Genomic DNA, 22,262 nt, shown 5'->3' with positions numbered 1-22,262 from the left:
AAGGAATAAATCCGTTTATCTTGTAAGGCTTATTCTTCAGCTGATATATGACCGGCTTCCTGCAAACTGTGGCTGCCCGAGTCAAAATACGTACCTTCCAGCAGTCCAATTAGTGTATTGGTAACTCGTACTTCAATATCGTTATCCCCTGCTCGCAGCCACGAGGCTTCTCCCGTCCAGCGATATGGAGACCAGCATCGAACGCCCAGAGTGTGACCATTCACCCGTACCTCGACCACATCCTGCACCTGCCAATCATTGAATTCCAGTTCAAAGGACGCAACCTCTTCAGCAGACTGATCCAGCCAGAAGCTTCGTTTGTAACTCATCTCTCCTGCAAAATGGGGATAAAACGGCTGTGGCTCAGGCCCAATTCGGCTCGACGTATCCGGCTCACGAACGAGAGAGACCATGCCTTCATGATGAAATTCCACGCCAAATCGCCCTTGCAGATATAGTGGATCAACGATACCTTCTTCATCCCTCATGACCTGTACGGTAACGGTCATTTCATTCAGACCATTGCGCAACAATTCTGTTATATTGCAGCCAATATTATGGTGATCAGTAATTTCAATCGGCTCAAATTGATCAGGTCCGATCTGTTTTCCGTTGATTTCCATGGTCCAGTCACCTGATATCGCTGCCCTGTCCATGAATAACAGACATTCTGCCAATGCCGTTCTTAGCTCAAATGTAGTCGTATACTTGCACTGGATTGGATAGGCAACGGATGCTTTCTTCGGTGTACCAAATACCTGATTAAACTGGAGCGGCAGATGATGGTTCTCCGACAATTCAGCCGCCTGGTCAATAAACGGTTTGACTGCAGCATGATTACGTTCAATAATTTCACCGTTGTCATTGGAAGCTGTTACGTTGAACTGTCCCATTCGAAGTGTGTTGGACTGCACGGTTTCCAGACGCCATGGCCCTTCCGAAGAAAGCTGAATGGTATGGGGTGCGTTCTCAGTCTTAGTAACTAAACGATTCCCCTCTGATGCCTCTTGAGCATGTTGTAAAGTTAGCCTCACCGCATGTGCTTCATAGGGAGCAAGCTTTAACGAAATGCACCACTCGCCACCACTGCTGGTAAACGGCAATAATTCTCGCTGTCCTGTCTCCAGATTGAGCCGTTCCGCCAGCAGAGTTGTACCCGCTGAAAGATCCAAATCCGTCCATAACCGCTTGGCTACTATTTTCAATTGCCCTTCAAGTTGTTGTCCTTCCTGGTTGGACAAAAAGATCATAAACTCTCCGTCCGATAATTGACGGGTCTGCATAAGCAGCGACGCACTTTCTTCTTCCATGATCCAACAGATCGGTTCGGGTAGTACATGATCCAGCAGCAGGGAGATCAGTTCCAAGGAGAAGTCATCCCCGCGACCTGTTCCAGCAGGTAGAAAATAAGCATTCCCCTGTCCCTGCTGCCACATCAATTCGCTGCTCTCATGACCTGTTTCTTCCGCATTGCCCCAATATGCCTCGTGCGGCTGTTTTCCTGCGCCAAAGAACTGGGCGGCCTCATTTCCTGCAGGGCTTCCTGGCTGGATGGCTACATGCGGAGGCATGCCTACCGATATGACTGTCCCCCCCTGTTCTACGAACAGCTTCACCTGCTGCCAGGCTGCTGCCTCCAGGTTCAGCATCGGCGGAAGAATCAGTACCTCATAACGTGCAACGCCAATCTGAATCGTACCCTCGTTCAGTACAGCTTCGGCTAACAGCTCGGGGTCCAGATGATCATAGTCACGTCTGTTTTCGAGCAGATGCGAGGTGATCCGCATCCAATCGTTCGTGAGACGATCCAGCTTCGCCCGTTCTGCTTCGTCTTCTCCGCCATATTCGAATCCGTGAAGCGGATTGCCCATCAGGCTCCAGAACGTGGTCGTTGGATCAAGCACAGCAATACGAATGTCCGCAGTCCCGGTGCTCATCAGATAGCTTAAACGTCCCGTGTAATCTCCCAGCTGCCGGAAATGGCGCCAATACGGGTTCTGTATAAACTGGGATGGCGGTGCATCATGCTTGGCAAGTCCGCCGATGGTATAGAAAAAGGCGTGGAAGTTAAAAAAGTTGGTGCCCATGGCTGCCATCCGGTCAATCATCCATTTGGCATCCTGTAAGGTCATCGACCAGCCTACACTGTGGAAACACTCAATCAGATTACGGCTTCGGCCAAGCTGTCTGGCAAGCGAGCTGACCATCTTCGGATTGTCGCGCATTTTTTTGCCATACCGTTCCAGAATCCAGGATAAGGGGCGTCCGATTTTCTCATGTGCAGAATCTCCACCTGGCATATGACTGAACAACTGCGTGGTCATCCGTACCCCGGGCACTTCTGCCGCATACTGAATCCCTGCCTCTTCACACCAGTCATGTACCTGTTTGTGATACGACTCTCTGAGCAGCAGATGTAGCGACTGATAATAGTCATACCGGATACGTTCTGCGTCTGGGACATCGCCATGCAGCAGAGCAGGTAGGGACTCGATCAGACTGTAACCACAGCGTTCGCTAAAAAATCGGGGAAGCTGTGGAGACCAAGGAATACGCCCAAGCGGCGCAATTTCATCAGAGAACATGCCTTTGATTACGCTTTCAAACTGTTCTCCAACGGCTTCCTTATACCGTTCGTGGGTCAGTTCAATAAAACGGCTCATCGCTTCTTTGTGACAAGGGTCTACAAAGTTGCCGTAATATTTGAAATCATCCATCTCTTCTTCCTGAAATATAATCACGTCCCATTCCCCAGCGGGAGCTTTCCATAACAGGCGAAAGGCCGTTCGGTATGTAAAAAACCGCTTGCGATTATACGACGTGAGTCCTGTCTCCTGATATACCTGATCAGTCTGGATATTGCCGATGTTACTGCGCAAATCAATGGATTCATGCCACAATCGTTTGCCCTGCGCATCCTTGGGTATTGCCTTCGCCACTAAAAATCGACCCCACGGCAACTCATGATCCACTGTTTCTCCGCCATGAACACAAATCTGCTGATGTACAAGCTGGCGCTGCTTCGCCTCAGGAAAATCAAGTGTCACCTCACCGCCGGCCATCCCGCTTGGATAGGGATACTCGTCATATAACCATACCTGCATGCCGCAGGCGGCCGCCGCTTCCACTGCAATCCGTACCTTGTCAAACCATGCTTCGGACAGATAGGGAATCTCTAGCCCCTGACGTGGACAGATGAAAAAACCACCTACGCCCTGTGCAGACATTTCGGCTATTTGCCGTTTGATTTGCCCTTCTTCCATATCCCCATTCCAAAACCAAAAGGGATGAACCCGGTACTGCGCCTCGGGATTTTCAAATGCATCCCTGTTCCACATGTCGCTTCCTCCCTGTATGTGCAAGAGTGGTCGTCCATTTACCGATAACGTTCATTTAAGTTCAAATAGGTTTGTTTCGCAATGATTATACATCAAAATCCAAAGACTGGAAGCTATAATTCACAAAAAAAGAGGAAGATGGTTTTAATTGTTCTGAATTATGCATATACGGAAATGCCCGGCTGCACCTTTGCACTACAAGCAAGGCTGCCGGGCTCTGGAACATCAAACTACTTCAGTGCAGCGTACAGCTCATTCACTTCTTTGACATAGTCGTCGCCGCCACTGCTTTTCCACAATGCAACAGCATCCTGGAAGCCTTTTTCATCAATTTGCCCCACGATGAATTTGATACGGGCATCATTGATGATGTTATCCAGCTGTGGTCCTTTCTGGGCATACACATCGGAAATCAGTGGTTCGCCAGGATTAGCAATGACGATTTCCTCATTGGCTTTCTGCACCTGTGCAACCTTTTCGCGAACAGGTGTCTGCTGCACACGAAGTGTTTTGTCCTCTGGAATAAACATGAGGATCTGATTCAGACCCTGTACATCTCTCAGCGCCAGTTTGTCAGTGGTCGGAATGACGTAACCCTCTTTTTTCTCATACTGCTTGCCTTCCAGACCGTTCCCTAGCAGCGCCTGCAATTCAGGCTCATTCAGTTGATCCAGGAAACTCAGCACCTTTTTCAGATCTTCTTCCGTTTTGACACTGCTTTTGGAAATAGCAATCATGCCGGAATAGCCGGATGTTGGCATATCGCGCAATCCCTTTGGACCTTCCATCGCTTGAAGTACATCCACATGTCCAGTCGCTGACGGATCTTTCTCCAGTATCTTCTGATCCATCCGCTGTGCGTTATCCGCTACATCCACCATGACACCCGCTTGCCCGTTAACAAAAGGATCAGGAAGTTTCGTCGCATCCATCACGGCAAAGTCCTTGTTGACCAGACCTTCGCTATAGATTTGGCGGAAAAATTTCAGAGCTTCCATATATTCTGGAGTCTCATGTGCCGGTATTAAACCTCCGTTACCATCATCGCCCCATTTGTTGGGTGCACCAAACCAAATCTGCATGTTATCCCAAGGGCCCGTGAATTTGCTCGCCACCAGACCGTAGGTATCGTCTTTACCGTTGCCGTCTGGATCATCCTTCGTGAACGCTTTCAATACATTGTAGAACTCGTCAATGGTCTTTGGCTCTTCCAGACCGAGCTTCTCCAGCCAATCCTTGCGGATCGTGACTCCGTTACGTCCCAGAGCACGTGCGCGGTAGATGCCATAGGTTTTGCCATCGATAGAAGCATTGTTAGTGATAATTTCATTCATCTTGCTCAGGTTCGGATAGTCTTTCAAATAAGGTCCAAGCTCCCAGAAAGCTCCGGTACGAGCCGCATTAATAAAACTTGGGGACTTACCAAGCACAACCATAACATCGGGCAGCTTGCCCGAGGCCAGCGTGATATTGAATTTGTCCTCATAAGAGCTGCTCGGTACCCATTGCAAATTCACGTCCACCTTGGTCAATTCTTCAAGCTTCTGAACCACAGGGCTGTTATCGGGCGGATTCTCCGCTTCAAAGTTCGGAAGCATAATCGTGATCTGATCCGTGCCTCCCGCAGCTGTTCCTGAACCTGCTTTGTCCGTGGAGCAAGCTCCCAGAACCGTACTCAGTACCAATGATGCAGAGAGTAGCAATGCACCTTTTTTGAATCCCGTCTTTTGTCCCATACGTTCTCCCCCTTGGCTTTAGCCTTTGATTGAACCTAACATGACACCCTTGGCAAAATGCTTCTGCAAAAACGGATAAACCAGCAAAATCGGAATAGTACCTACGACGATAACTGCCATTTTGATCGACTGCTCTGGTGGTTGTACAAAATTAGGGTCCATGTTCGCCATATCTCCGACACTGGCTTGCGAGAGCAATACGATCTGTCTCAGCATGACTTGCAATGGCCATTTGTCACTGTCGGAGATGTACAGGAGTGCCGAGAAAAAGTTATTCCAGTGCCCTACGGCGTAGAATAACGCAAATGTGGCAATCACCGGTTTGGATAATGGCAGAACAATTCGCCACAGTACCCCTAGATCCGAACAGCCGTCGATGCGGGCCGCTTCCTCCAGCCCTGGCGGCATTTGTTGAAAGAAGTTTTTGACAACAATTAAGTTAAAAGCGCTGATCGCGCCAGGAAGCATGAGGGCCCAGTAGGAATCCAGCAGTCCAAGTCCACGAATGACGAGATAGGTCGGGATCATCCCGCCGCCGAACAGCATGGAGAAAATCACCATGTTCATCATGACATTCCGGCCCCAGAAGTCACTTCGGGACAGCGGGTAAGCCATCGTCAGCGTGAAGAAGAGATTGACCAATGTACCTGCAACCGTAACAAATATTGAAACCCCTATACTGCGGAAGATGGTGGACGAGGAAAAAATATACTCATACGCACTGAATGAAAACACCTTCGGAATAAGGAAAAAACTGCGTTCGGTAATCTCTGCTTCGGTCGCGAATGAATTTCCTATAATATACAGGAAAGGAAGGACGGTTAATATGCCCAGAATCCCCAGCATGACGTAATTGAAAATATCAAATACTCTGCCGGCAGGGCTGTTGTATAGACGGCTGTTCATGGGCGATTTCCTCCTTATCAATGGATGACGTACATGCTCTTAATAGATTCCGGGATGCCCGAATTTCTTGGCCAGTTTGTTGCTGCCCAGCACCAGAATAATTCCGACCACAGACTTGAATAACCCAACCGCGGTACTGTAACTGAATGCACCTTGCGTAATCCCGACGGTGTATACATACGTATCAAATACATCTGCCACATCACGATTCAGCGAGTTGGTCATCAGATAGATCTGTTCAAAACCGGTATCCAGAAAGTTCCCCAGCCTGAGAATGAGCAAGATGACAATGGTTGTGCGAATCGCTGGAAGCGTGATATGCCACATGCGTCGTAATCGTCCTGCACCATCCACAATCGAAGCTTCATACTGCTCTGTATCCACACCTGCCAATGCCGCCAGGAAGATAATCGTTCCCCAGCCCATCTCTTTCCACATCATCTGAATAATAATGAGCGGACGGAATGACCCCGGACTTGCCAATACATCGATCGGTTTGCCTGTGATCCAGGAGATCAGGTCATAGAGTACCCCACCTTGTGGAGTCAGGAATACATAAGTGATACTCGCGATAATGACCATGGAAACAAAGTGAGGTACATAGACCAGCGTCTGAATCGTTCTTTTGAAGAAAGCGACCCGGATTTCATTGAGTAACAAAGCGATAATAATCGGTGCCGGGAAAAAGAATATAAGATCATATAGGGCAAGGACGAGCGTATTCCTCAGCAATCGGAAAAAGTCTGGATTGGAGAAGAAATTCATAAAGTTCTCCATGCCCACCCATTGACTGTCGCGAATACCCAGAAAAGGCTGATAGTCCTGGAAGGCAATAACGATGCCCCACATGGGCAAGTATTTAAAAATGACAAAGTACAAAAATCCGGGAAGCACAAGCACGTACAGCCATTTATTTCGTTTGATCTGCCTCTTCCAGTTGGACTCCCGCTTCATCGGCAATGCGGCCATTTCCACTTGAGCTGCTGTAGCGCCATTTCCATTCCAGTCCGTCTTCCCGTTCATAATGTCTCCCCTCCCTATTTATGTAAGCGTTATCAATTGACCTGTTACTCAGACTATACAGCTGCCTTGTTTCCGGCAACCTTCATTTTTTGCATGGTTGTGCAAAGTGGTCCGAAAGCCCGCTATAACGCCATTCCTCCTTCAATTTGGATATATTTTGGCAGAGGTTATTGCACATTTTTGCAGCATTATCCTTCTTTGTTTCCGAGATAAAACATGAAAAACCGGAGTCCCATGAATCGGGATTCCGGTCAATGATGAATTCTTATGAACAGGTTTATTTACCTAGCCATTGATCCCGATACTGGCTCGGCGTTAAGCCTTCCTGTTTCTTGAAAATCCGATTAAAGTAACTGTGCTGGTATCCAACAGAGCCTGCGATATCATTGATTTTCATCGTGGTCTCACGCAGCAATTGCTTCGCCGCATCCATTCGTACTCGTGTTAAATAATCAATGAAATTCATGCCCGATACTTGCTTGAATGCCTTGCTTAATGCATAAGGGGTCATCTGCTCCGCATCTGCACAGCTTTCCAGGGAAAGTTCGTTTCTATAATTCTCATCAATAAACAACATCGTACGTTCCACGACCTGCTTCATCGGCTCCTGGGAACGCATCTCGATCTCCTGCACATATGGCAGCAATACTTCTCCGATCATCCATTTCATCATTTGTGCTGGTTCGCGAATCGTAGATAAGCGCTCATACATGTTGCAGCCACCAAACAGCTTGTAAGGCGTTACCCCAGTCTGCAGCATCATATGCTGAATACTTCCCAGCAATTGAAGCATCATCTGCTGCACCTGGAATTCGGAACTGCCTGCTCGGGTGATCTCGGCCATAAATTGCTCCAGTACGCGCTCAGCCTCATTTTTCTTCCCAAGTCTGATCGCCTGAAGGATCTCACGTTCCAGCCCCAATGGGTACGAGGCTTCTTCCTTTCTGCGGAAACATTGCTCATCCTCCAGATCAAGAATCTGGCTCCCGTCTTCCACGCTGCGATAGGCAACCGCCTGCTCCATCTCCATGAATAATCCCGGCAATTCCTGAGGAGACGCGGCCGGACGGCTCACCATCACGGTCACGTTCATTCTCAATGTCTGACCAATGACCTCCACCAATTCCTGACCCCATAACAATGCTTGTGACTTCACAGGCTCGTCGTCAGGTGCAATCACAAGCATGGCTGAAGACAGGTCGTGAAAGTTCATTACACTAATTTGACTAAAATAATTTTTGGCAACTTCTTCAATGATATTAACCGCCGCAAAGGTAACCAGCCCCGTGTCCTGGCTCCCAAATCTCCCCTGCAGCTGGGCATAGCCCGTAAAATACATCTGAAGCAGCAAAAACTGCTGGTCGTCCACCTCAAACCCAAGATTCCTCATCCGCTGCTGAAGATCCTGCTCATTATAGGCATACAGATGCCCCTGCACCAGTTGTAATACAAAACTATCCCGCAAATGGGGAAGCTGCTCCTGCAATTGCCGGTGGGCGGTCAGGCTCTGCGAGGTCAATTCGTTCCACTGTTGTTCCAGCAGCTGGAATTCATCCAGCCTGGTGTCTGTTGTCGCTTCATTCCTGCCTGGCGTCAATAAATGGAGCATCCTTGCTACGGGAGTATATATTCTGCGTGAAGCAAACCAGGATAATAGCAACCCCAGGACAAGACTGCCGGCACTTGCAATGACGATGATTTTGGACACGAGCTTCACCGGCGAGGTCACCGATGTCAGCGGAGCTGCGGAGACATATGTCCAGTCCGAATCAATTCGACTCAGTGATCCATAGGACACGGAATAGGTCTCGTCCTCATATTTGAACAGGAATGAATGGTTGTCTGCATGCAGGGTTACCTCTTCTTTGAGCTGCTGCTCAAAAGCAAAGTCAGCCTTCCCTGCAACCGGATTACCGGTAAGCAGTGTATTGCCCTGCTGGTCCATGAGGAACGTTAACCCTTCATCATAAGGAGTAAGCGTTTTCAATAAACTGGCGACTTTCTCATTATCCAGCGTAATGATCAGCGCACCAAATGGATTAATGCTTTCACCCGGAATCTTATGTACAAGAACCATTGCATTACCCGGATCGGTATGCAGTATACTATCATTCGTTTGAGGTGCTTTATCACTGCTTTGGCTCGCAATCCAGTCTGTCCAATACACATGGTTCCCCATCGTCAGATAGCGGTCGTAGGCCTGTATTTTTGCATCATCCTTCAACTCGTTATAATCCCGGTTAAACAAAATCGGTTTCGGTTCCTGTAAATATAGCTGCGCGGATTTGATGAGCGGATGAGAGCCTTGCAATACGTAAAGCGTGGTAACAATTTCCTGGGTTTCGTTGAAATAATACACAAAATCCAGCGTTCGCAGCGCATTGCCAAACCTGGGTTCAAAAGCCCAATGGGACAAGGTCATCTCCAGATAAGCGAGTTGGTCGTCCACGTTGCGCGCCCGGTTCTCAATCTGGCTTTGGTGCATCTGATTAAATTCATTTTCCATCCGGCCAACGACCAACTGGTACATCACGATGCCTGTAATCAGTCCGGGAATGCTGGCAATCAGCAAAATAAGCATCAAACTATTTCGATAAAAACGCCCTTTATGTCGTCCTGTGGTTAACCCTGGCCAACGCGTGAGTCTGCTGGAGGGTCTTCCCTTCCTAACTGGTTCCATTAGCGCTCACCTGCCTGTTTGCGTAAGGTCTGACTGTCATGGGAACTCCCTCAACTCCCCTGCGGAATGGTTTACATGAGAATATATGGATGAAATCCGTTTCTTGTATTATACGCATAATTTCCAGGGGAATGAAACGGTATGTATCAGATCATTTTTTAACCAATGTTTTATTAACGCATCAAAATGGATTACAATAGGGTAAAGCAAAACATGAAGGAGGCCTTTTAATGAAGGAACAAACTTATTTTCAAGAAAATAGAGAGAAACACCTGGCAGAATTGAATGAATGGTTGTCCATTCCAAGTATTTCAGCCATTTCGACGCATAAAGAGGATATTAACCGTGCAGCACAATGGGCTGCAGATGCACTCACTCGTGCAGGTATGGAAAATGTAGAGGTTATTCCAACAGCGGGACATCCGATTGTATATGCAGATCACCTGCATGCACCCGGCAAACCTACTGCACTGATCTATGGACACTATGATGTACAACCTGTCGATCCGCTTAACCTGTGGGAAACACCTCCATTCGAACCTACCGTTCGTGATGGCAAACTGTTTGCACGTGGTGCTACGGATGACAAAGGACAAATCTTCTTACATATCAAAGCGGTTGAAGCACTGCTTGCCGAAAACAAGGAACTTCCCGTTAATGTGAAATTCTGCATCGAAGGCGAAGAGGAAATCTCCAGCCCGAACCTGCCGATCTATCTGAATGACAATACAGACAAGCTGCGTGCAGACATGGTACTAATCTCGGATACGTCCCTGCTCGAAAAAGGAAAACCCGCGATCTCTACAGGTCTGCGTGGTCTTTGCTCACTCGAAGTGGATCTGAACACAGCCAATACTGACCTGCACTCTGGTTCATTTGGAGGCGGTGTACCGAACGCACTGCACGCATTGGTATCCCTGCTCGCTTCGCTGCATGATGAGCAAGGCCGCGTAAGCGTAGATGGTTTCTATGATGGCGTTCTGCCGCTTTCTCCTGAGATGAGAGAAGAGTTCGTGAAGCAAGGCTTCAATGAAGAACAGCTTCGTCAAGACCTCGGTCTGGAGCAATTGTACGGGGAAGAAAGCTACTCGTTCGTGGAACGTGTTGGCGCACGTCCAACGCTAGAACTGAATGGCGTATGGGGCGGATTCCAAGGTGAAGGCACCAAAACCGTTATTCCGAAGGAAGCTCATGCCAAAATTACATGCCGCCTTGTTGCGGATCAAGATCCACAGCAGGTGCTGGACCGTATCGAAGCACATCTGCGCGCTCATGTTCAACAAGGCGCAACGCTACATGTGAAACAGATTGAGAAAGCCTTTGCGTTCAACACTGATCCATCTGATCCAGTACTGCAAAAAGCAGCTGATGCCTATGAACAAGTGTACGGCGTTCGTGCCCTGTTTACGAAAGATGGCGGCTCCATTCCGATCGTGGAGAAACTTTCACGCGTGCTTGGTATTCCGGCTGTTATGATGGGCTTCGGTTTGCCAGATGAGAATCTGCATGCACCGAATGAGCATTTCAACCTGGAGAATTTTGATAAAGGGTTGTTGACAATTGTTCAGTTTTTGAAGAGTTTGTAAAGTTTAGTTCATTTCAAAAATAAGTGCTGGTCAGCGTGCGAAGTGGCCGTTACGGATACGAATCGTTCTTTCGATCGCTGTTATCCCCGGATTTCTTTGATTCCCTTTTGACAAAGGTGAAATCCGGGGATAGCATATGCTTCCGAAGTAGCTTTCTTGCAGAAAGCTTTTAGGCGAACGCTTCGCTTCTTCAGAATCGATTTCGTCTCCTTCACTACTTTGCAGCTTTTCCATGCCTTATTTTAAGATTGAACCTACTTTACAAATGAAGGATAGTAGGTAGATATATAGATAGATAAAAGGGGTGTGCCGTCTATATTCATGACGGCACGCCCCTTTTATAATTGGTGCGACAGATTCGTTAGCGTTGTGACTAGAAGAAGTATACAAACTTCCGGAGACATCCTCTAGATTTTAATCCTGTATCCTCTACTTATGAGCGAAACGTTGTGAAATTTAACATATGCACAAGCTGCATCATATGCGTGATTTCCTGCTGGACTCCGGAGGTGTCTGTGCCAGCCATCGCTAGATTGGCCCGCAGCGTTCTACGGGTGTTCAGCATACCGTCAATTAACTTCATGACCGTGTTGCGTCCACGGTGATCCACAATCATATACTTTTTGCGTGCATCCAGCTCCACCCATACGATATTGCTGAATGAGGTGAACAGGTGTCTACGGTACTGCTCCATATCGGTCTCATTGTAGTGCTCGCCATAAAAGGCATAATATCCGTGTACGTGCAGCTTTTCCGCCAGCTCTGTGATGAACGGGTCGAATTCGAGCATAGCGTTACGTTCCATGTTTCACGCCTCCGTAATGCGTGATCCGCAGATCCCGGCTTTTTTGAGATCTATTTTAACACATTACGCAAGCTATTGCCTGTTGAGGCACACGACAACACTACAAATGTAGAATTAACCGCCGATTCGTCTTCCCTTGACCCACACTTCCTCAATTTTCAAATCACCATTCAACAAAACGACGTCCGCCTGTTTGCCTTTAGCAAAGGAACCCGTGCGGTGATCAATGCCGAGCAGACGTGCCGGCGTCAGGCTGGCTGCGCGTGAAGCTGCATTCAGATTCAAGCCTACTTCCTGTACCAGATAGCGGAAACCACGAATCATCGTGAGCGTGCTTCCTGCCAGTGCGCCTCCGTCTTTCAAACGTGCCACACCTTTCGTAACAATCACAGGCAGATCGCCAATTTTGTATTCACCATCATCCAGCCCGGTAGCAGACATCGCGTCTGTGATTAACACAAGCTGATCTGCTTGTTCTTTCAGTTGAGCCAAAATAGACATCGCCGCCGGATGCACATGGATACCGTCTGCAATGACCTCTGCACTGATGCGGGAATCACTAAGCACTGCGCCGGCAGCTCCAGGATTGCGGTGATGCAGCGGTGTCATCGCATTGAATGTATGCACGGCATGGTGCAGCCCGGCTTCGACCGCAAGCTGTACTTCTTCATACGTCGCATCTGTATGTCCTAATGCCGCTGTAATTCGCTGCTCACGCAGCCACGAAATGACTTCGAGCGCTCCCTCACGTTCCGGCGCCAGGGTAACTTGACGAATCAGGCCCGGATATTGTTTTTCCCACGCCTCAAGCCAGGACACATTAGGCAACACGATATGATCCGGGTTTTGTGCGCCGGGCCACTTAGGACTGAAAAACGGGCCTTCCAGATGTACACCTTCCAACTGTGCAAAAGGCATGTCACCGGATCGATAACTATCCACTTCAGACAATACCCGATCGAGACTGTCTTTGGGCGCTGTCATGGACGTTGCGAGCATTGCAGTAGTTCCCTGTGTGCTGTGGAATGAAGTGATTTTATCCAATACTTCCTTACTTGCGTCCATAAAATCTTCTCCATTACCACCATGTACGTGGATATCTATAAATCCAGGCACAATGACGCCATGTTTGGAAACAGGCACAGATACGGCTTCACGGCGAATCTGTTCAGATAGTCCCTCGGGTGCGCCAGCATAGAGGATTTTCCCTTCTGTCCAGACGAGTACACCATCCTCCATTACACCATCGGGCAGTACGATTTTACCTCGAAGAAGGGAGATGGTTTTTTCACTCTCTTGTTCATGTTTCTCCGTATGTTCTAGGCTCATTTCACCAACCTCCCGGCAGCACGGTCCAGCAATACCACCACATTGGGATGACATTGCAGCAGCGAAGCGGGACATTGTGTTGTAATCGGCCCCATAAAGGCTTCACGAATAATTTCGGCTTTCTCCTCACCACGGGCGATCAGCAGGATTTGTTTGGCTTTTAGTATCGTACCTACACCCATCGTAATGGCTTGAGTCGGAACCTCATCAATATGATTAAAAAAGCGGGCGTTTGCTTTTCTTGTCTCTTCTTTGAGATCCACCACATGTGTCCGCCCCGTGAGCTCGGTTCCGGGTTCATTGAAGCCAATGTGGCCATTATGCCCAATACCCAACAGTTGCAGATCTACTGGTCCACGATCATCAATCCGTTGTTCATAGGAAACACATTCCTCACCCAAATCCGAAGCCTGTCCATTCGGCACCTGGGTTCTGGCGAGATCAATATCAATATGTGAAAACAATTGTTCATTCATAAAGCTGCGATAGCTTTCGCGATGATCTACAGGAAGACCGACATATTCATCCAGATTGAAGGAAGATGCCTGCGCAAAGCTGACCAGACCTTTTTGATACATAGCAATAAGCTGTTTATAGATACCCACAGGAGAACTTCCAGTCGCAAGCCCCAGTACAGCCCGGGGTTTCGTCTGTAGCAAACTGGCAATCACACCTGCACCCGTTGCGTTCAAATCTTCTTCATTTTCAAAAATACGTATATTCATCTTCTTAGGCACCTCCGTTATGTTGAACTCGATAAGACTGTACATTGTGATACGATTGTTCCAATTTGGGGATAAAACGGTCAAAGTCGGCACTAACCATGCCCGTGAACAGAATATCGACGACATGCAGCAGTGCAATACGTGAAGCCATATCCCCGCGCCTCATGCCTTCTTCCAACGAGGACGTAAAGAGCGGAATATCCGACACCGCCGCGAGTTTGTTATTGCCATAGGATGTCAGTGAAATGGTAGAAGCTCCCGCCTGTTTGGCACAATGCAAGGCATCGATCGTCTCCGGCGTTTCACCCGAATAAGATACCGCCATCGCCACATCTCCCTCACCCAGTGAAGAAGCCGACGTAATTTGCATATGTGAATCCGAGAAGGCAGTACAGCTTTTGCCGATCCGCACTAGTTTCTGGTAGAAATCCTGCGTAACAATGGAAGAGGTTGCGACACCGTAGAGATCAATACGACGGGCATGACATAGTAACTGAACTGCATGCTCCAGCCTTCCTAGATCCAGCAAACGGGTGGTGTCCGCAATGGATGCAAGATGATTGGCTTCAATGGCTTCCACAATTTTGGATAAAGGATTACCTGCCACGATATCCTGATAAGCTGTTTCATTGGTGGAATGGGACAATTCTGCGGCCAGCTTCATTTTGAAATCAGGAAAACCTTTGAAATGGAATGATTTGCAAAAGCGGGTTACCGTAGCCGCACTTGTTCCGCTTTGCTGTGCAAGATGGTTAATGGTCCAGCCAGGAATATCAGATGGGGACTGTAAAATCACCTCTGCAATTCGTCGTTCCTGAGACGGAAGTTCATACAGCTCTTGCTGCAACGCATGTAGTATGGCTGCCATGGGCTCTCCTTTTATGAAAATTATTTTTATTAATTCATTATAAATAAAGAAAATCATTTTTATATTTTCATTTTAATCAATACGTTGTTGCAAATCAAGAGGATTTTAACCATGTATTCACGGTATGTATGATAAATTTTTTAAAAATGCATCTTCTTGATTACGGAGTGGGATTCCGCTTATATTGGAGATAAACCTTGAAGTGAATGTGGACATTTCATTTCTAAGGAAGGAGTACACTTGATGAATCGACGACAACGTCAAAAAATGATTCCTTCCACCTGGATTATTGCCATAAAACAGACCGAAGCTCATAAATACTATGTCCTCTATGGCATTGACTGGAAGCGTGGAGCGCGACTGAGCTGGGAAGGTTGGAATAACCTCGCAGACTTGCTGCAGTTTCATATTCCAATCAAACGTAAAACTGGCGGTTCAAAATCTTCCTTCCAACCTGCTGCCAAAATTGCAAAAAAAGCACTCTATCTGCATTTAGATGAAACACAATACGGTGAATTGGAGCAGCTCTTCTATCAGCCTTTTTCAAAGAAACAATGGAGATCCTTTATTGAGGTGCATTCCAATAACCATATGTAGGTGAACCCTTATGCCATATACGATTACGGTTGTGATTCCTATCACGCTCTGCCCGTAGCAATCTGTACCCTTGGAATTTCTGCGGGCTGAGCCTTTTCCCAAGGGAGCGTGATGATCCATGAAATCTCAGCAAAGAAATCAAGCCTATTACAGGCATCACAGAAAGCGTGTTATTCAACGAAAAAAACAGCTTGCTGTACGATACGGTTGGTCCTACAAGTTCGAAGGTATTTTTGCAAAAGGGAAAATACATTGTTCCTGCTGGTGGTGCTGCGAAAAGACAAAGCGGCTAGGCTATCCTAAATCCGAGCTAAGCAGAATAGCGGACTGCACTCAGCAGCTTCTGAATTCAGACTTCTGAGAATGACTATTTAAAACAAGCGATTCCTTCATTTTAGGAATTCGCTTGTTTTTGCTTTCCACCTAAAACAAAAAAGTCTTTCCCCATTCTTCATGATGAAGAATAGAAAAAGACTTTCATGCTGCTTCAATCAACTGTGCAGTATCGCGTCAGATCTTCAGTTCTCCGAGCTTAATCAGCTCGACAACTGCTTGCGAACGACCCTTAACATTGAGTTTTTGCATCACATTCGAAATATGGTTGCGCACCGTTTTCTCGCTGATGAATAACTGCCCTGCGATGTCACGCGTCGTTTTGTCCTGAACCAGTAATTCGAATACTTCGCGTTCACGGTGGGTCAACAGAAATTTGCTTTTATGATCGATACCCTTCAATGTTCACCCCTCCTTGCCTGGGTTGTGTTGGTGTAACAAGGTTAAGGGGATACAGTCAACTCATCTTATGTAAGGTCAAGGGCGTTGGTTCAGTTTTATCAAAAAAATGGGCAGTGAATTGCAATTTGAATGAATAATCACTATGAAGGTCACAAACGTAGTAATCTGAAATCGTCAATTGGGACTAAGTATCATATGGGCATACTATGAATCATCTTCTTAATCGTTATTATCAATATTCCTTTTAAAAAAACATGCCCTCGCGACTAATGTTAACCATCAGCGCAAAGGCATATTGTTCAATCTAAATTACTGATTCATGCGATTCATCATGCCGTCTTTGTTGTTACGATTCATGATGCCATCATCAAGCACGCCGTCTCGGTGATTTGTGTTCAACGCATTCGTTGGGAAAATACGTTCAACCATCGATTGGAACGTGTTAATCATGCCGCTAACCGGTTTGCCGTTACGGATATCTGTGGCGTAGCTCTCCACATGTTGTACAAAGTCCGGGTTAGCTGATACGTATACGTTCTCCACGTGAGGTGCAAATTGTTTGATTTTCGCCGAGATTTTGGATTTAATCTCTTCGGAGGTGTTATCATCCGTGCTATCAATACGCGATGTTTCACTCTTCATTCCGTAGCGACCTTCGCTCATTGTACGTGGACCTTCTGTGATTGTACGTGCATTGCCACTGTTGGTTAGACCACGCATCATTCCATACGATCCAGTTCCCATGGTTCCATAGATGCTGCGGTCATTGCCCATGTGGCTGCGATCCGTAGCTGCATCCGTGTTCAATCCCGGAGCTATGCCGCTGGTGCTGTATGGAGACATGGTTCCATTACCACCATTTACACGCAAACCGCCCATATCCTGACCCATGCTTTCTGTACGCATAGTGCCATTTGCACGGTTACGCAAAGATTTGCTTTCCAATTTGCCAGTGTGACCATCTGTCAAACGGACTGCAACATATGCGTTACGATCAGTCAGCATAACACTTGCGGACTTTACTTCCTTCATTTCTGAAATACGTTTAGCCAGCTCGTCACTTGATTTCAGGTCAGTGACGTTATGCGTCCGATAGCTTTTCGCACGAATACCATCCATCCCATTGGACTCAACACCATAACGGTTGATGCCTTTCACTTCGTGACGAACACTTTGGGTATGCAGATTGTTATCTTTTGTGCTCGTTCCACATCCCGTCAATCCAGCCATTACGAAGATTGCAGTAGACAAAGATAAGCTGATTGCTGTCGCCTTTTTGGCTGCTGGCATGTCTCATCCTCCAATTATGTTGGTTTTGGTCACAAGGATAGGATGCTCTTCTGTACAATGCGATATGCTGAAAGGATATGGAACATTAGCCTCCTTTATCTGGGCTCAAACGATTTCTTTATTACATAAAAAATAAAAAAGCGATGCTTGCACAAAGTGCAGCACCGCTCCATATAACCTTCGATTTCCTGTTCTAGTGTGAACCTTCATTATCATGTTGAAGGAGCCATTCACTTAATTGGATGTGGAGGAGGAATTCGCATCAGCATCAGCATTATCTTCACTCGAAGATGATGTTACATCTGATTCTGATTTTTTGATCGAATTCGGAAACTGCTCTGCTTCCTTCAGACTAGCTGCATCCATTGGATAGGCCCACTGACCGTCCGGCGTGACTACCCAGATCTGATCCGGTTCTGATGGAATAGTAAGCCCTCGGTACACATCCGTAACAGCTTCTCCATTAACCTTCTGCTCAACGGATAAAGTAAAGCGTGGCACGCTTCCCTTCAGTTCAGAAGCTTTGCGCACATCGTCAGCTGTGGACAGGTTTTTGATTTTGCCAATCAGAGATACAGCATCTGTAGCTTCAATCGCTTCACCATTAAGCGTCCACGTCTGATCTGCCGCACCCTCATCTGACGAAGATTTGAGCATCCAGGTGGCTGCTTCGCCTTCCCATTCCAGTGTAATGACATTCGTTTCATCCAGATTAAACGGAGTCGTATCCAGCAGATCCTGCCGTGATAATTCTATATTGCTGATGGATTCCGTCTGTACAGCTACAACAGGTCCGGAGTCTACCCGCACATAACGAGCGTCATCAGCTGGCAGCTGGCCACCGATGCTCAGTTTGATCTCACGGTTATCGTTTAGCTGGATATCGAGCAACGTTGCATCTGAACCCAATCCATACTTATCGAGGTCCTTCGGCTCCTTCTCTACAACCAGTTCCTGATCCGCACCACTTAAGGCATCAAGCCAGCTGCTAACCGTATACCCGTTCAAAGGATAGGCCTTGGGTTCCACCATACTCCATACACCATTCTTTAGTTCCAATTGTGAAGATGAGGGTTTTGAAGCACCTGATGTGTCTGTATTGTTATCATGAATCGTGATCGACTGTATATCGGCAGACTTTATACCGAGCAACTTGACCTTCTCCGCTTCCTCTTCACGAAAATAATTTTGACTGGCCGCATAGACCCACCCGATAATCAAGACCAATAAGACTAAAATCGTTGGGACCCATTTTTTCATACACGTCTGCGCCTCCACCATAAGAGTACACCTATCATAACAAAGATGAGCGGGAATGCGACAATCGCCACGAAGAAAATGGTTCTGGCTTGTTGACCATCCAGATACGCCGTTTGATAACCGGATTGCACCCGTGGCCGAATCGTTACTCCATCTTCTTTTTCACTTAAATAGTTGACGGTATTCAAAATAAAATCTCGGTTACCACCGTTCACTATTTCCGAGTCCTGCATGAAAATGGATGATCCCAGAATTACAGCCTTCGGTTTGCCATCTGTTGTATCCGCTGCATATCCAAGCTCAACAGGACCTTGTACATCCTGATCCGGATCGTTGGTTGTTTCGTTTTGCAATAAACCTGCAATGTTCGTCTCGCCATAACTGTCATTCGATGAATGAATGAGCGGCGACAAGGTGTATTTATCCTGCTCTTTGCTTGTCAAAGCAATGGACAAGGATAACATCGGATACAGTTTGCTTTCTGACAGTTTATCCGTGATGGCATGTGTGCCATACTCCGGCACGACCCACAGTGGGCCCATGGTGCTGGCCTGCTGATTGTCCACCATGACTGCATGCTCATCCGCCACACCATAATCCGTCATGAGTGCATCGATATTTTTCCAAGTCAACTTCATGTCTTCGTGAAAACCGAGGGATAACAGCAATTTACCTCCGTTACTCAGATATGTGCGAATAGCTTTCAGTTCAGTATCACTAATATCCCGCTGTGGCCCAATAATTGCGAGTACGTCCGCATCTTCTGGAACCTGACCTGCCTGATTCAGCTGAAGTTCTTCTGTCGTGATATTATTCTGTTCCAAAGATGAGCGCAGCGTAGTCAGTTGATCCAGGCCAAGCTCCTCATGTCCTGTCAGGAAGACCATTTTGTGCATCTCCGTTGAAGACAGATTCATTAGCGCTTGTGTCAACTTTTCCTCACCTGTGAACTGGTACGATCCATCGCTTCCATCCCCGACAGCCGTAAACAGACTGGCGATATCAATGACTTTATATTGATCGCCCTGCTCTAATACAATGGAACTTCCTGTGATACCATATTTGGAGGCCAGCGTAGGCTCCTGCGTCAGATTATATTGCTTCATCGTCAGTTTGCTGTTGCGTTTCGTATATTCCTGAACCATATCCGATACTTCCCGGTTCAAGACCGTATTATTCGCATTTTCGACGGTTAACACCAGAATGTTGACGTCTTCCTTTACATTTTTGATCGCGGTAAGAGACTGGTCAGACAAGGTATATTGTTTATTCGAGGTCAGATCCAGTTGGAACCCGCCAAGCGAATTCAGAAACAGGGTCAGCAAAATAAAGATGCCAATCACCGCTACAGACAGCACGGTACTGTTGGTATGACTCAACCATTTTTTCATCTTCTCACCTCCACCGCTTCCGTTCCACAATTTGAATGCTTAACAGCAGAAACACACCTGAGAGCGTCACGTAATACAATATATCTGGGCCGCTAAGTACACCCTTCGTGAAGCTGTCAAACCGGTTCGTCAACGCAAACGGGTCCAGCCATTGTTGTAACGCAGATCCGGAATTGCCTGCAAATGAATCAAGCATCCACAATACGAGCAAAATAATAAAACCGGCTACCGCAGACACCATCTGGTGCTGAGATAACGTGGAAGCAAACAATCCAATCGCCATCATGCTTCCGCCCAGGAAAAAGAGACCCAGTGCAGACAACCATACGGATGTCAGATCCAGTTCACCAAAGAAGGACATAATAAACGGGTAAACGAGACTGCACAGAATAAGTACAACAAGAATGGCGAGTGACGCCAAATATTTACCGAAAATAATTTCGGTCACCCGTGCAGGTGAAGTCAACAACAATTCGTCCGTGCCCTGCCGGAATTCCTCTGCCACCAGACGCATCGTCAGCAACGGCACCACAAATAGCAGCATGGATAACGTGTCCCCCAGCACCAGACGATAATCTACAATGCTTGGCTGGTAATACACAAAGCTGGAATAGAACAGCAAACTTGTCATCAGTACATATACGGCAAAAGCGAAATACGAGGTCGGTGACAGGAAATATGCCTGCAGTTCTTTATTGCAAACCGCCATCATTCGTCTCATTTGGAACCCTCCCCTGTGTGGGAATCAGATGAAGTGCTCTCGGAACTAGTCGATTGCTTCAGATCTGACGTCGTGCCCAAATTGGCCTCTTCATCTGTCGCATGATTGGCGAGCTGCACTTTATCAGTTTCAGTCTCCTGTGTTGCCAGTTCCACTTCGGATTCCGTTTCCGTTGTGGTAAGCTTCAGGAAAATTTGTTCCAGACTAAGATTTTCTTTCTTCATCTCCAGGATCGGCAAGCCTGCACCAGACAAAAGGTAGAATAGTTCCTCCCGGAAATCTTCGGAAGATTCGCCGGTAAGCAGCATTTTAACCGTATCAGCAGAACCATTGGATGCCTGTCCATCCGCTGCTTGAATGACTTCGCTCCGTACCTCCTCCCATGGTGTCAGCACATTATGTAATTGCTGCTCTGTTGCCTTCACTTCAATAGATACCTTAAACTGATCCCCCATTGCTGAGCCAAAATGCTGCGGTGAACCATCCAATACGAGCTGACCCTGATTAATAATCAACATCCGATTACAAAGCGTGCTCACTTCCGGCAAAATATGTGTACTGAGCAGCACTGTATGATTCTCACCTAGTTCACGGATCAGATCCCGTATCTCCATAATCTGATTTGGATCGAGTCCTGAAGTCGGCTCATCCAGCACGAGCAGATCCGGTTTGTGAATAATGGCTCCAGCCAGACCCAGACGCTGCTTGTACCCTTTGGACAGTCCGCGAACCAATTGCTTTTCGCGACCTTGAAGACCCAGCCTGCTGACCATCTCACTGATCCGCAATTTCACTTCACGGGTCGGGACATCCCTCAGATTAGCGACGAACTTCAAATACGACTGTACCGTCATATCTGGATAAAGCGGCGGTGTTTCCGGCAGATAGCCGATCTTGGAACGAACGTTTCTGCCCTGATCGTGCACTGATATGCCATCCACTGCAATGGAGCCTGCCGTAGGATGCAAATAGCCCGTAATCATTCGCATCGTTGTGGTTTTTCCGGCACCATTCGGTCCCAAAAATCCAACAATCTCACCGCGCTCCATTGTGAAATCCAGTTGATGCACGCCGCGCCGCCCATCAAATACTTTGCTGACCTGTTTCACTTCGAGCACATCATTCATCCTTTCCCGTTAAAATACCCGTGTGCCATCATCGCTTTCTTCAGATGGTCAACACGGGAAGTTCCTTGTATCTTACGTGTTGTATCCTAAATGCAGCTTAATGTCACTTAAAAGAGAGCTTAAAAATATGTGTCTAAAATGTGAA

General features: G+C 47.2%; 18 protein-coding genes. 2 read left to right on the top strand and 16 right to left on the bottom strand.

Annotated features, from left to right (window positions below; all coding sequences use genetic code 11):
• Positions 1-29: 29 nt before the first annotated feature.
• From MHB84_RS18950 to MHB84_RS18930, 5 genes are all read right to left on the bottom strand, one after another.
• A complete protein-coding gene (locus tag MHB84_RS18950) occupies positions 30-3,338 on the bottom strand; it encodes a glycosyl hydrolase (protein WP_076290817.1) in 3,309 nt (1,102 codons plus the stop codon).
• Positions 3,339-3,568: 230 nt separating this feature from the next.
• Positions 3,569-5,074 (bottom strand): extracellular solute-binding protein, encoded by a 1,506-nt coding sequence (locus MHB84_RS18945; RefSeq protein ID WP_076290818.1) that lies wholly within the window; start codon positions 5,072-5,074, stop codon positions 3,569-3,571.
• 18 nt (positions 5,075-5,092) lie between these two features.
• On the bottom strand, positions 5,093-5,980 hold the full coding sequence (locus tag MHB84_RS18940; protein ID WP_024632531.1) for a carbohydrate ABC transporter permease: 888 nt from the start codon (positions 5,978-5,980) through the stop codon (positions 5,093-5,095).
• A 39-nt stretch (positions 5,981-6,019) separates the two neighbouring features.
• On the bottom strand, positions 6,020-6,949 hold the full coding sequence (locus MHB84_RS18935; protein WP_076290959.1) for an ABC transporter permease: 930 nt from the start codon (positions 6,947-6,949) through the stop codon (positions 6,020-6,022).
• Between the two features lie 331 nt (positions 6,950-7,280).
• Positions 7,281-9,683, bottom strand: coding sequence for a helix-turn-helix domain-containing protein (locus tag MHB84_RS18930; RefSeq protein WP_083679037.1), 2,403 nt, complete (start codon positions 9,681-9,683; stop codon positions 7,281-7,283).
• A 230-nt stretch (positions 9,684-9,913) separates the two neighbouring features.
• On the opposite strand from MHB84_RS18930, the gene MHB84_RS18925 reads away from it, so the two are divergent.
• Positions 9,914-11,269 (top strand): dipeptidase, encoded by a 1,356-nt coding sequence (locus MHB84_RS18925; RefSeq protein ID WP_076290820.1) that lies wholly within the window; start codon positions 9,914-9,916, stop codon positions 11,267-11,269.
• 30 nt (positions 11,270-11,299) lie between these two features.
• Here MHB84_RS18925 and MHB84_RS18920 read toward each other — a convergent pair whose 3' ends face one another.
• From MHB84_RS18920 to MHB84_RS18900, 5 genes are all read right to left on the bottom strand, one after another.
• Positions 11,300-11,503: a hypothetical protein gene (locus MHB84_RS18920; protein ID WP_341143057.1), complete on the bottom strand. Its 204-nt coding sequence runs from the start codon at positions 11,501-11,503 to the stop codon at positions 11,300-11,302.
• Between the two features lie 199 nt (positions 11,504-11,702).
• Positions 11,703-12,074, bottom strand: a complete 372-nt coding sequence (locus tag MHB84_RS18915; protein ID WP_076290821.1) for a hypothetical protein — start codon at positions 12,072-12,074, stop codon at positions 11,703-11,705.
• 114 nt (positions 12,075-12,188) lie between these two features.
• Positions 12,189-13,403 carry an N-acetylglucosamine-6-phosphate deacetylase gene (gene nagA, locus MHB84_RS18910; RefSeq protein WP_076290822.1) on the bottom strand — a complete coding sequence of 405 codons (1,215 nt, stop codon included), beginning with the start codon at positions 13,401-13,403 and terminating at the stop codon, positions 12,189-12,191.
• Positions 13,400-14,128 (bottom strand): glucosamine-6-phosphate deaminase, encoded by a 729-nt coding sequence (gene nagB / locus MHB84_RS18905; protein WP_076290823.1) that lies wholly within the window; start codon positions 14,126-14,128, stop codon positions 13,400-13,402. Before nagB ends, nagA begins: the two co-directional genes overlap by 4 nt.
• 4 nt (positions 14,129-14,132) lie before the next feature.
• Entirely contained in the window at positions 14,133-14,996 is an 864-nt protein-coding gene (locus MHB84_RS18900; RefSeq protein ID WP_076290824.1) for a MurR/RpiR family transcriptional regulator, read from the bottom strand.
• A gap of 243 nt (positions 14,997-15,239) precedes the next feature.
• On the opposite strand from MHB84_RS18900, the gene MHB84_RS18895 reads away from it, so the two are divergent.
• A complete protein-coding gene (locus tag MHB84_RS18895) occupies positions 15,240-15,593 on the top strand; it encodes a hypothetical protein (protein ID WP_076290825.1) in 354 nt (117 codons plus the stop codon).
• Positions 15,594-16,103: 510 nt separating this feature from the next.
• On the opposite strand, the gene MHB84_RS18890 is transcribed toward MHB84_RS18895, so the two are convergent.
• From MHB84_RS18890 to MHB84_RS18865, 6 genes are all read right to left on the bottom strand, one after another.
• Positions 16,104-16,328, bottom strand: a complete 225-nt coding sequence (locus MHB84_RS18890) for a helix-turn-helix domain-containing protein (RefSeq protein ID WP_017692532.1) — start codon at positions 16,326-16,328, stop codon at positions 16,104-16,106.
• A 309-nt stretch (positions 16,329-16,637) separates the two neighbouring features.
• Positions 16,638-17,618 (bottom strand): YhcN/YlaJ family sporulation lipoprotein, encoded by a 981-nt coding sequence (locus tag MHB84_RS18885; protein WP_076290827.1) that lies wholly within the window; start codon positions 17,616-17,618, stop codon positions 16,638-16,640.
• Positions 17,619-17,852: 234 nt separating this feature from the next.
• Positions 17,853-18,878 (bottom strand): DUF4340 domain-containing protein, encoded by a 1,026-nt coding sequence (locus tag MHB84_RS18880; RefSeq protein WP_076290828.1) that lies wholly within the window; start codon positions 18,876-18,878, stop codon positions 17,853-17,855.
• A complete protein-coding gene (locus MHB84_RS18875; protein WP_076290829.1) occupies positions 18,875-20,269 on the bottom strand; it encodes a GldG family protein in 1,395 nt (464 codons plus the stop codon). The genes MHB84_RS18880 and MHB84_RS18875 overlap by 4 nt, the downstream gene beginning before the upstream one ends.
• Before the next feature lie 4 nt (positions 20,270-20,273).
• Positions 20,274-20,990 (bottom strand): ABC transporter permease subunit, encoded by a 717-nt coding sequence (locus MHB84_RS18870; RefSeq protein ID WP_076290830.1) that lies wholly within the window; start codon positions 20,988-20,990, stop codon positions 20,274-20,276.
• Entirely contained in the window at positions 20,987-22,117 is a 1,131-nt protein-coding gene (locus MHB84_RS18865; protein WP_083679039.1) for an ATP-binding cassette domain-containing protein, read from the bottom strand. The genes MHB84_RS18870 and MHB84_RS18865 overlap by 4 nt, the downstream gene beginning before the upstream one ends.
• Between the last annotated feature and the right edge of the window lie 145 nt (positions 22,118-22,262).

Source organism: Paenibacillus sp. FSL F4-0087, from assembly GCF_038020215.1.
GTDB classification, from domain to species: Bacteria; Bacillota; Bacilli; order Paenibacillales; family Paenibacillaceae; genus Paenibacillus; species Paenibacillus taichungensis.
This window is presented reverse-complemented; position numbering and strand designations above follow the sequence as displayed.

Excerpts from the sequence above, each read along its gene's own strand:
- MHB84_RS18870 (WP_076290830.1), bottom strand. The coding sequence starts at position 20,990 with ATGAGACGAATGATGGCGGTTTGCAATAAAGAACTGCAGGCATATTTC.
- MHB84_RS18950 (WP_076290817.1), bottom strand. The coding sequence starts at position 3,338 with ATGTGGAACAGGGATGCATTTGAAAATCCCGAGGCGCAGTACCGGGTT.
- MHB84_RS18935 (WP_076290959.1), bottom strand. The coding sequence starts at position 6,949 with ATGGCCGCATTGCCGATGAAGCGGGAGTCCAACTGGAAGAGGCAGATC.
- nagA (WP_076290822.1), bottom strand. The coding sequence starts at position 13,403 with ATGAGCCTAGAACATACGGAGAAACATGAACAAGAGAGTGAAAAAACC.
- nagB (WP_076290823.1), bottom strand. The coding sequence starts at position 14,128 with ATGAATATACGTATTTTTGAAAATGAAGAAGATTTGAACGCAACGGGT.
- MHB84_RS18875 (WP_076290829.1), bottom strand. The coding sequence starts at position 20,269 with ATGAAAAAATGGTTGAGTCATACCAACAGTACCGTGCTGTCTGTAGCG.
- MHB84_RS18930 (WP_083679037.1), bottom strand. The coding sequence starts at position 9,683 with ATGGAACCAGTTAGGAAGGGAAGACCCTCCAGCAGACTCACGCGTTGG.
- MHB84_RS18915 (WP_076290821.1), bottom strand. The coding sequence starts at position 12,074 with ATGGAACGTAACGCTATGCTCGAATTCGACCCGTTCATCACAGAGCTG.
- MHB84_RS18925 (WP_076290820.1), top strand. The coding sequence starts at position 9,914 with ATGAAGGAACAAACTTATTTTCAAGAAAATAGAGAGAAACACCTGGCA.
- MHB84_RS18945 (WP_076290818.1), bottom strand. The coding sequence starts at position 5,074 with ATGGGACAAAAGACGGGATTCAAAAAAGGTGCATTGCTACTCTCTGCA.
- MHB84_RS18895 (WP_076290825.1), top strand. The coding sequence starts at position 15,240 with ATGAATCGACGACAACGTCAAAAAATGATTCCTTCCACCTGGATTATT.
- MHB84_RS18865 (WP_083679039.1), bottom strand. The coding sequence starts at position 22,117 with ATGAATGATGTGCTCGAAGTGAAACAGGTCAGCAAAGTATTTGATGGG.
- MHB84_RS18900 (WP_076290824.1), bottom strand. The coding sequence starts at position 14,996 with ATGGCAGCCATACTACATGCGTTGCAGCAAGAGCTGTATGAACTTCCG.
- MHB84_RS18920 (WP_341143057.1), bottom strand. The coding sequence starts at position 11,503 with ATGGAAAAGCTGCAAAGTAGTGAAGGAGACGAAATCGATTCTGAAGAA.
- MHB84_RS18940 (WP_024632531.1), bottom strand. The coding sequence starts at position 5,980 with ATGAACAGCCGTCTATACAACAGCCCTGCCGGCAGAGTATTTGATATT.
- MHB84_RS18885 (WP_076290827.1), bottom strand. The coding sequence starts at position 17,618 with ATGCCAGCAGCCAAAAAGGCGACAGCAATCAGCTTATCTTTGTCTACT.
- MHB84_RS18880 (WP_076290828.1), bottom strand. The coding sequence starts at position 18,878 with ATGAAAAAATGGGTCCCAACGATTTTAGTCTTATTGGTCTTGATTATC.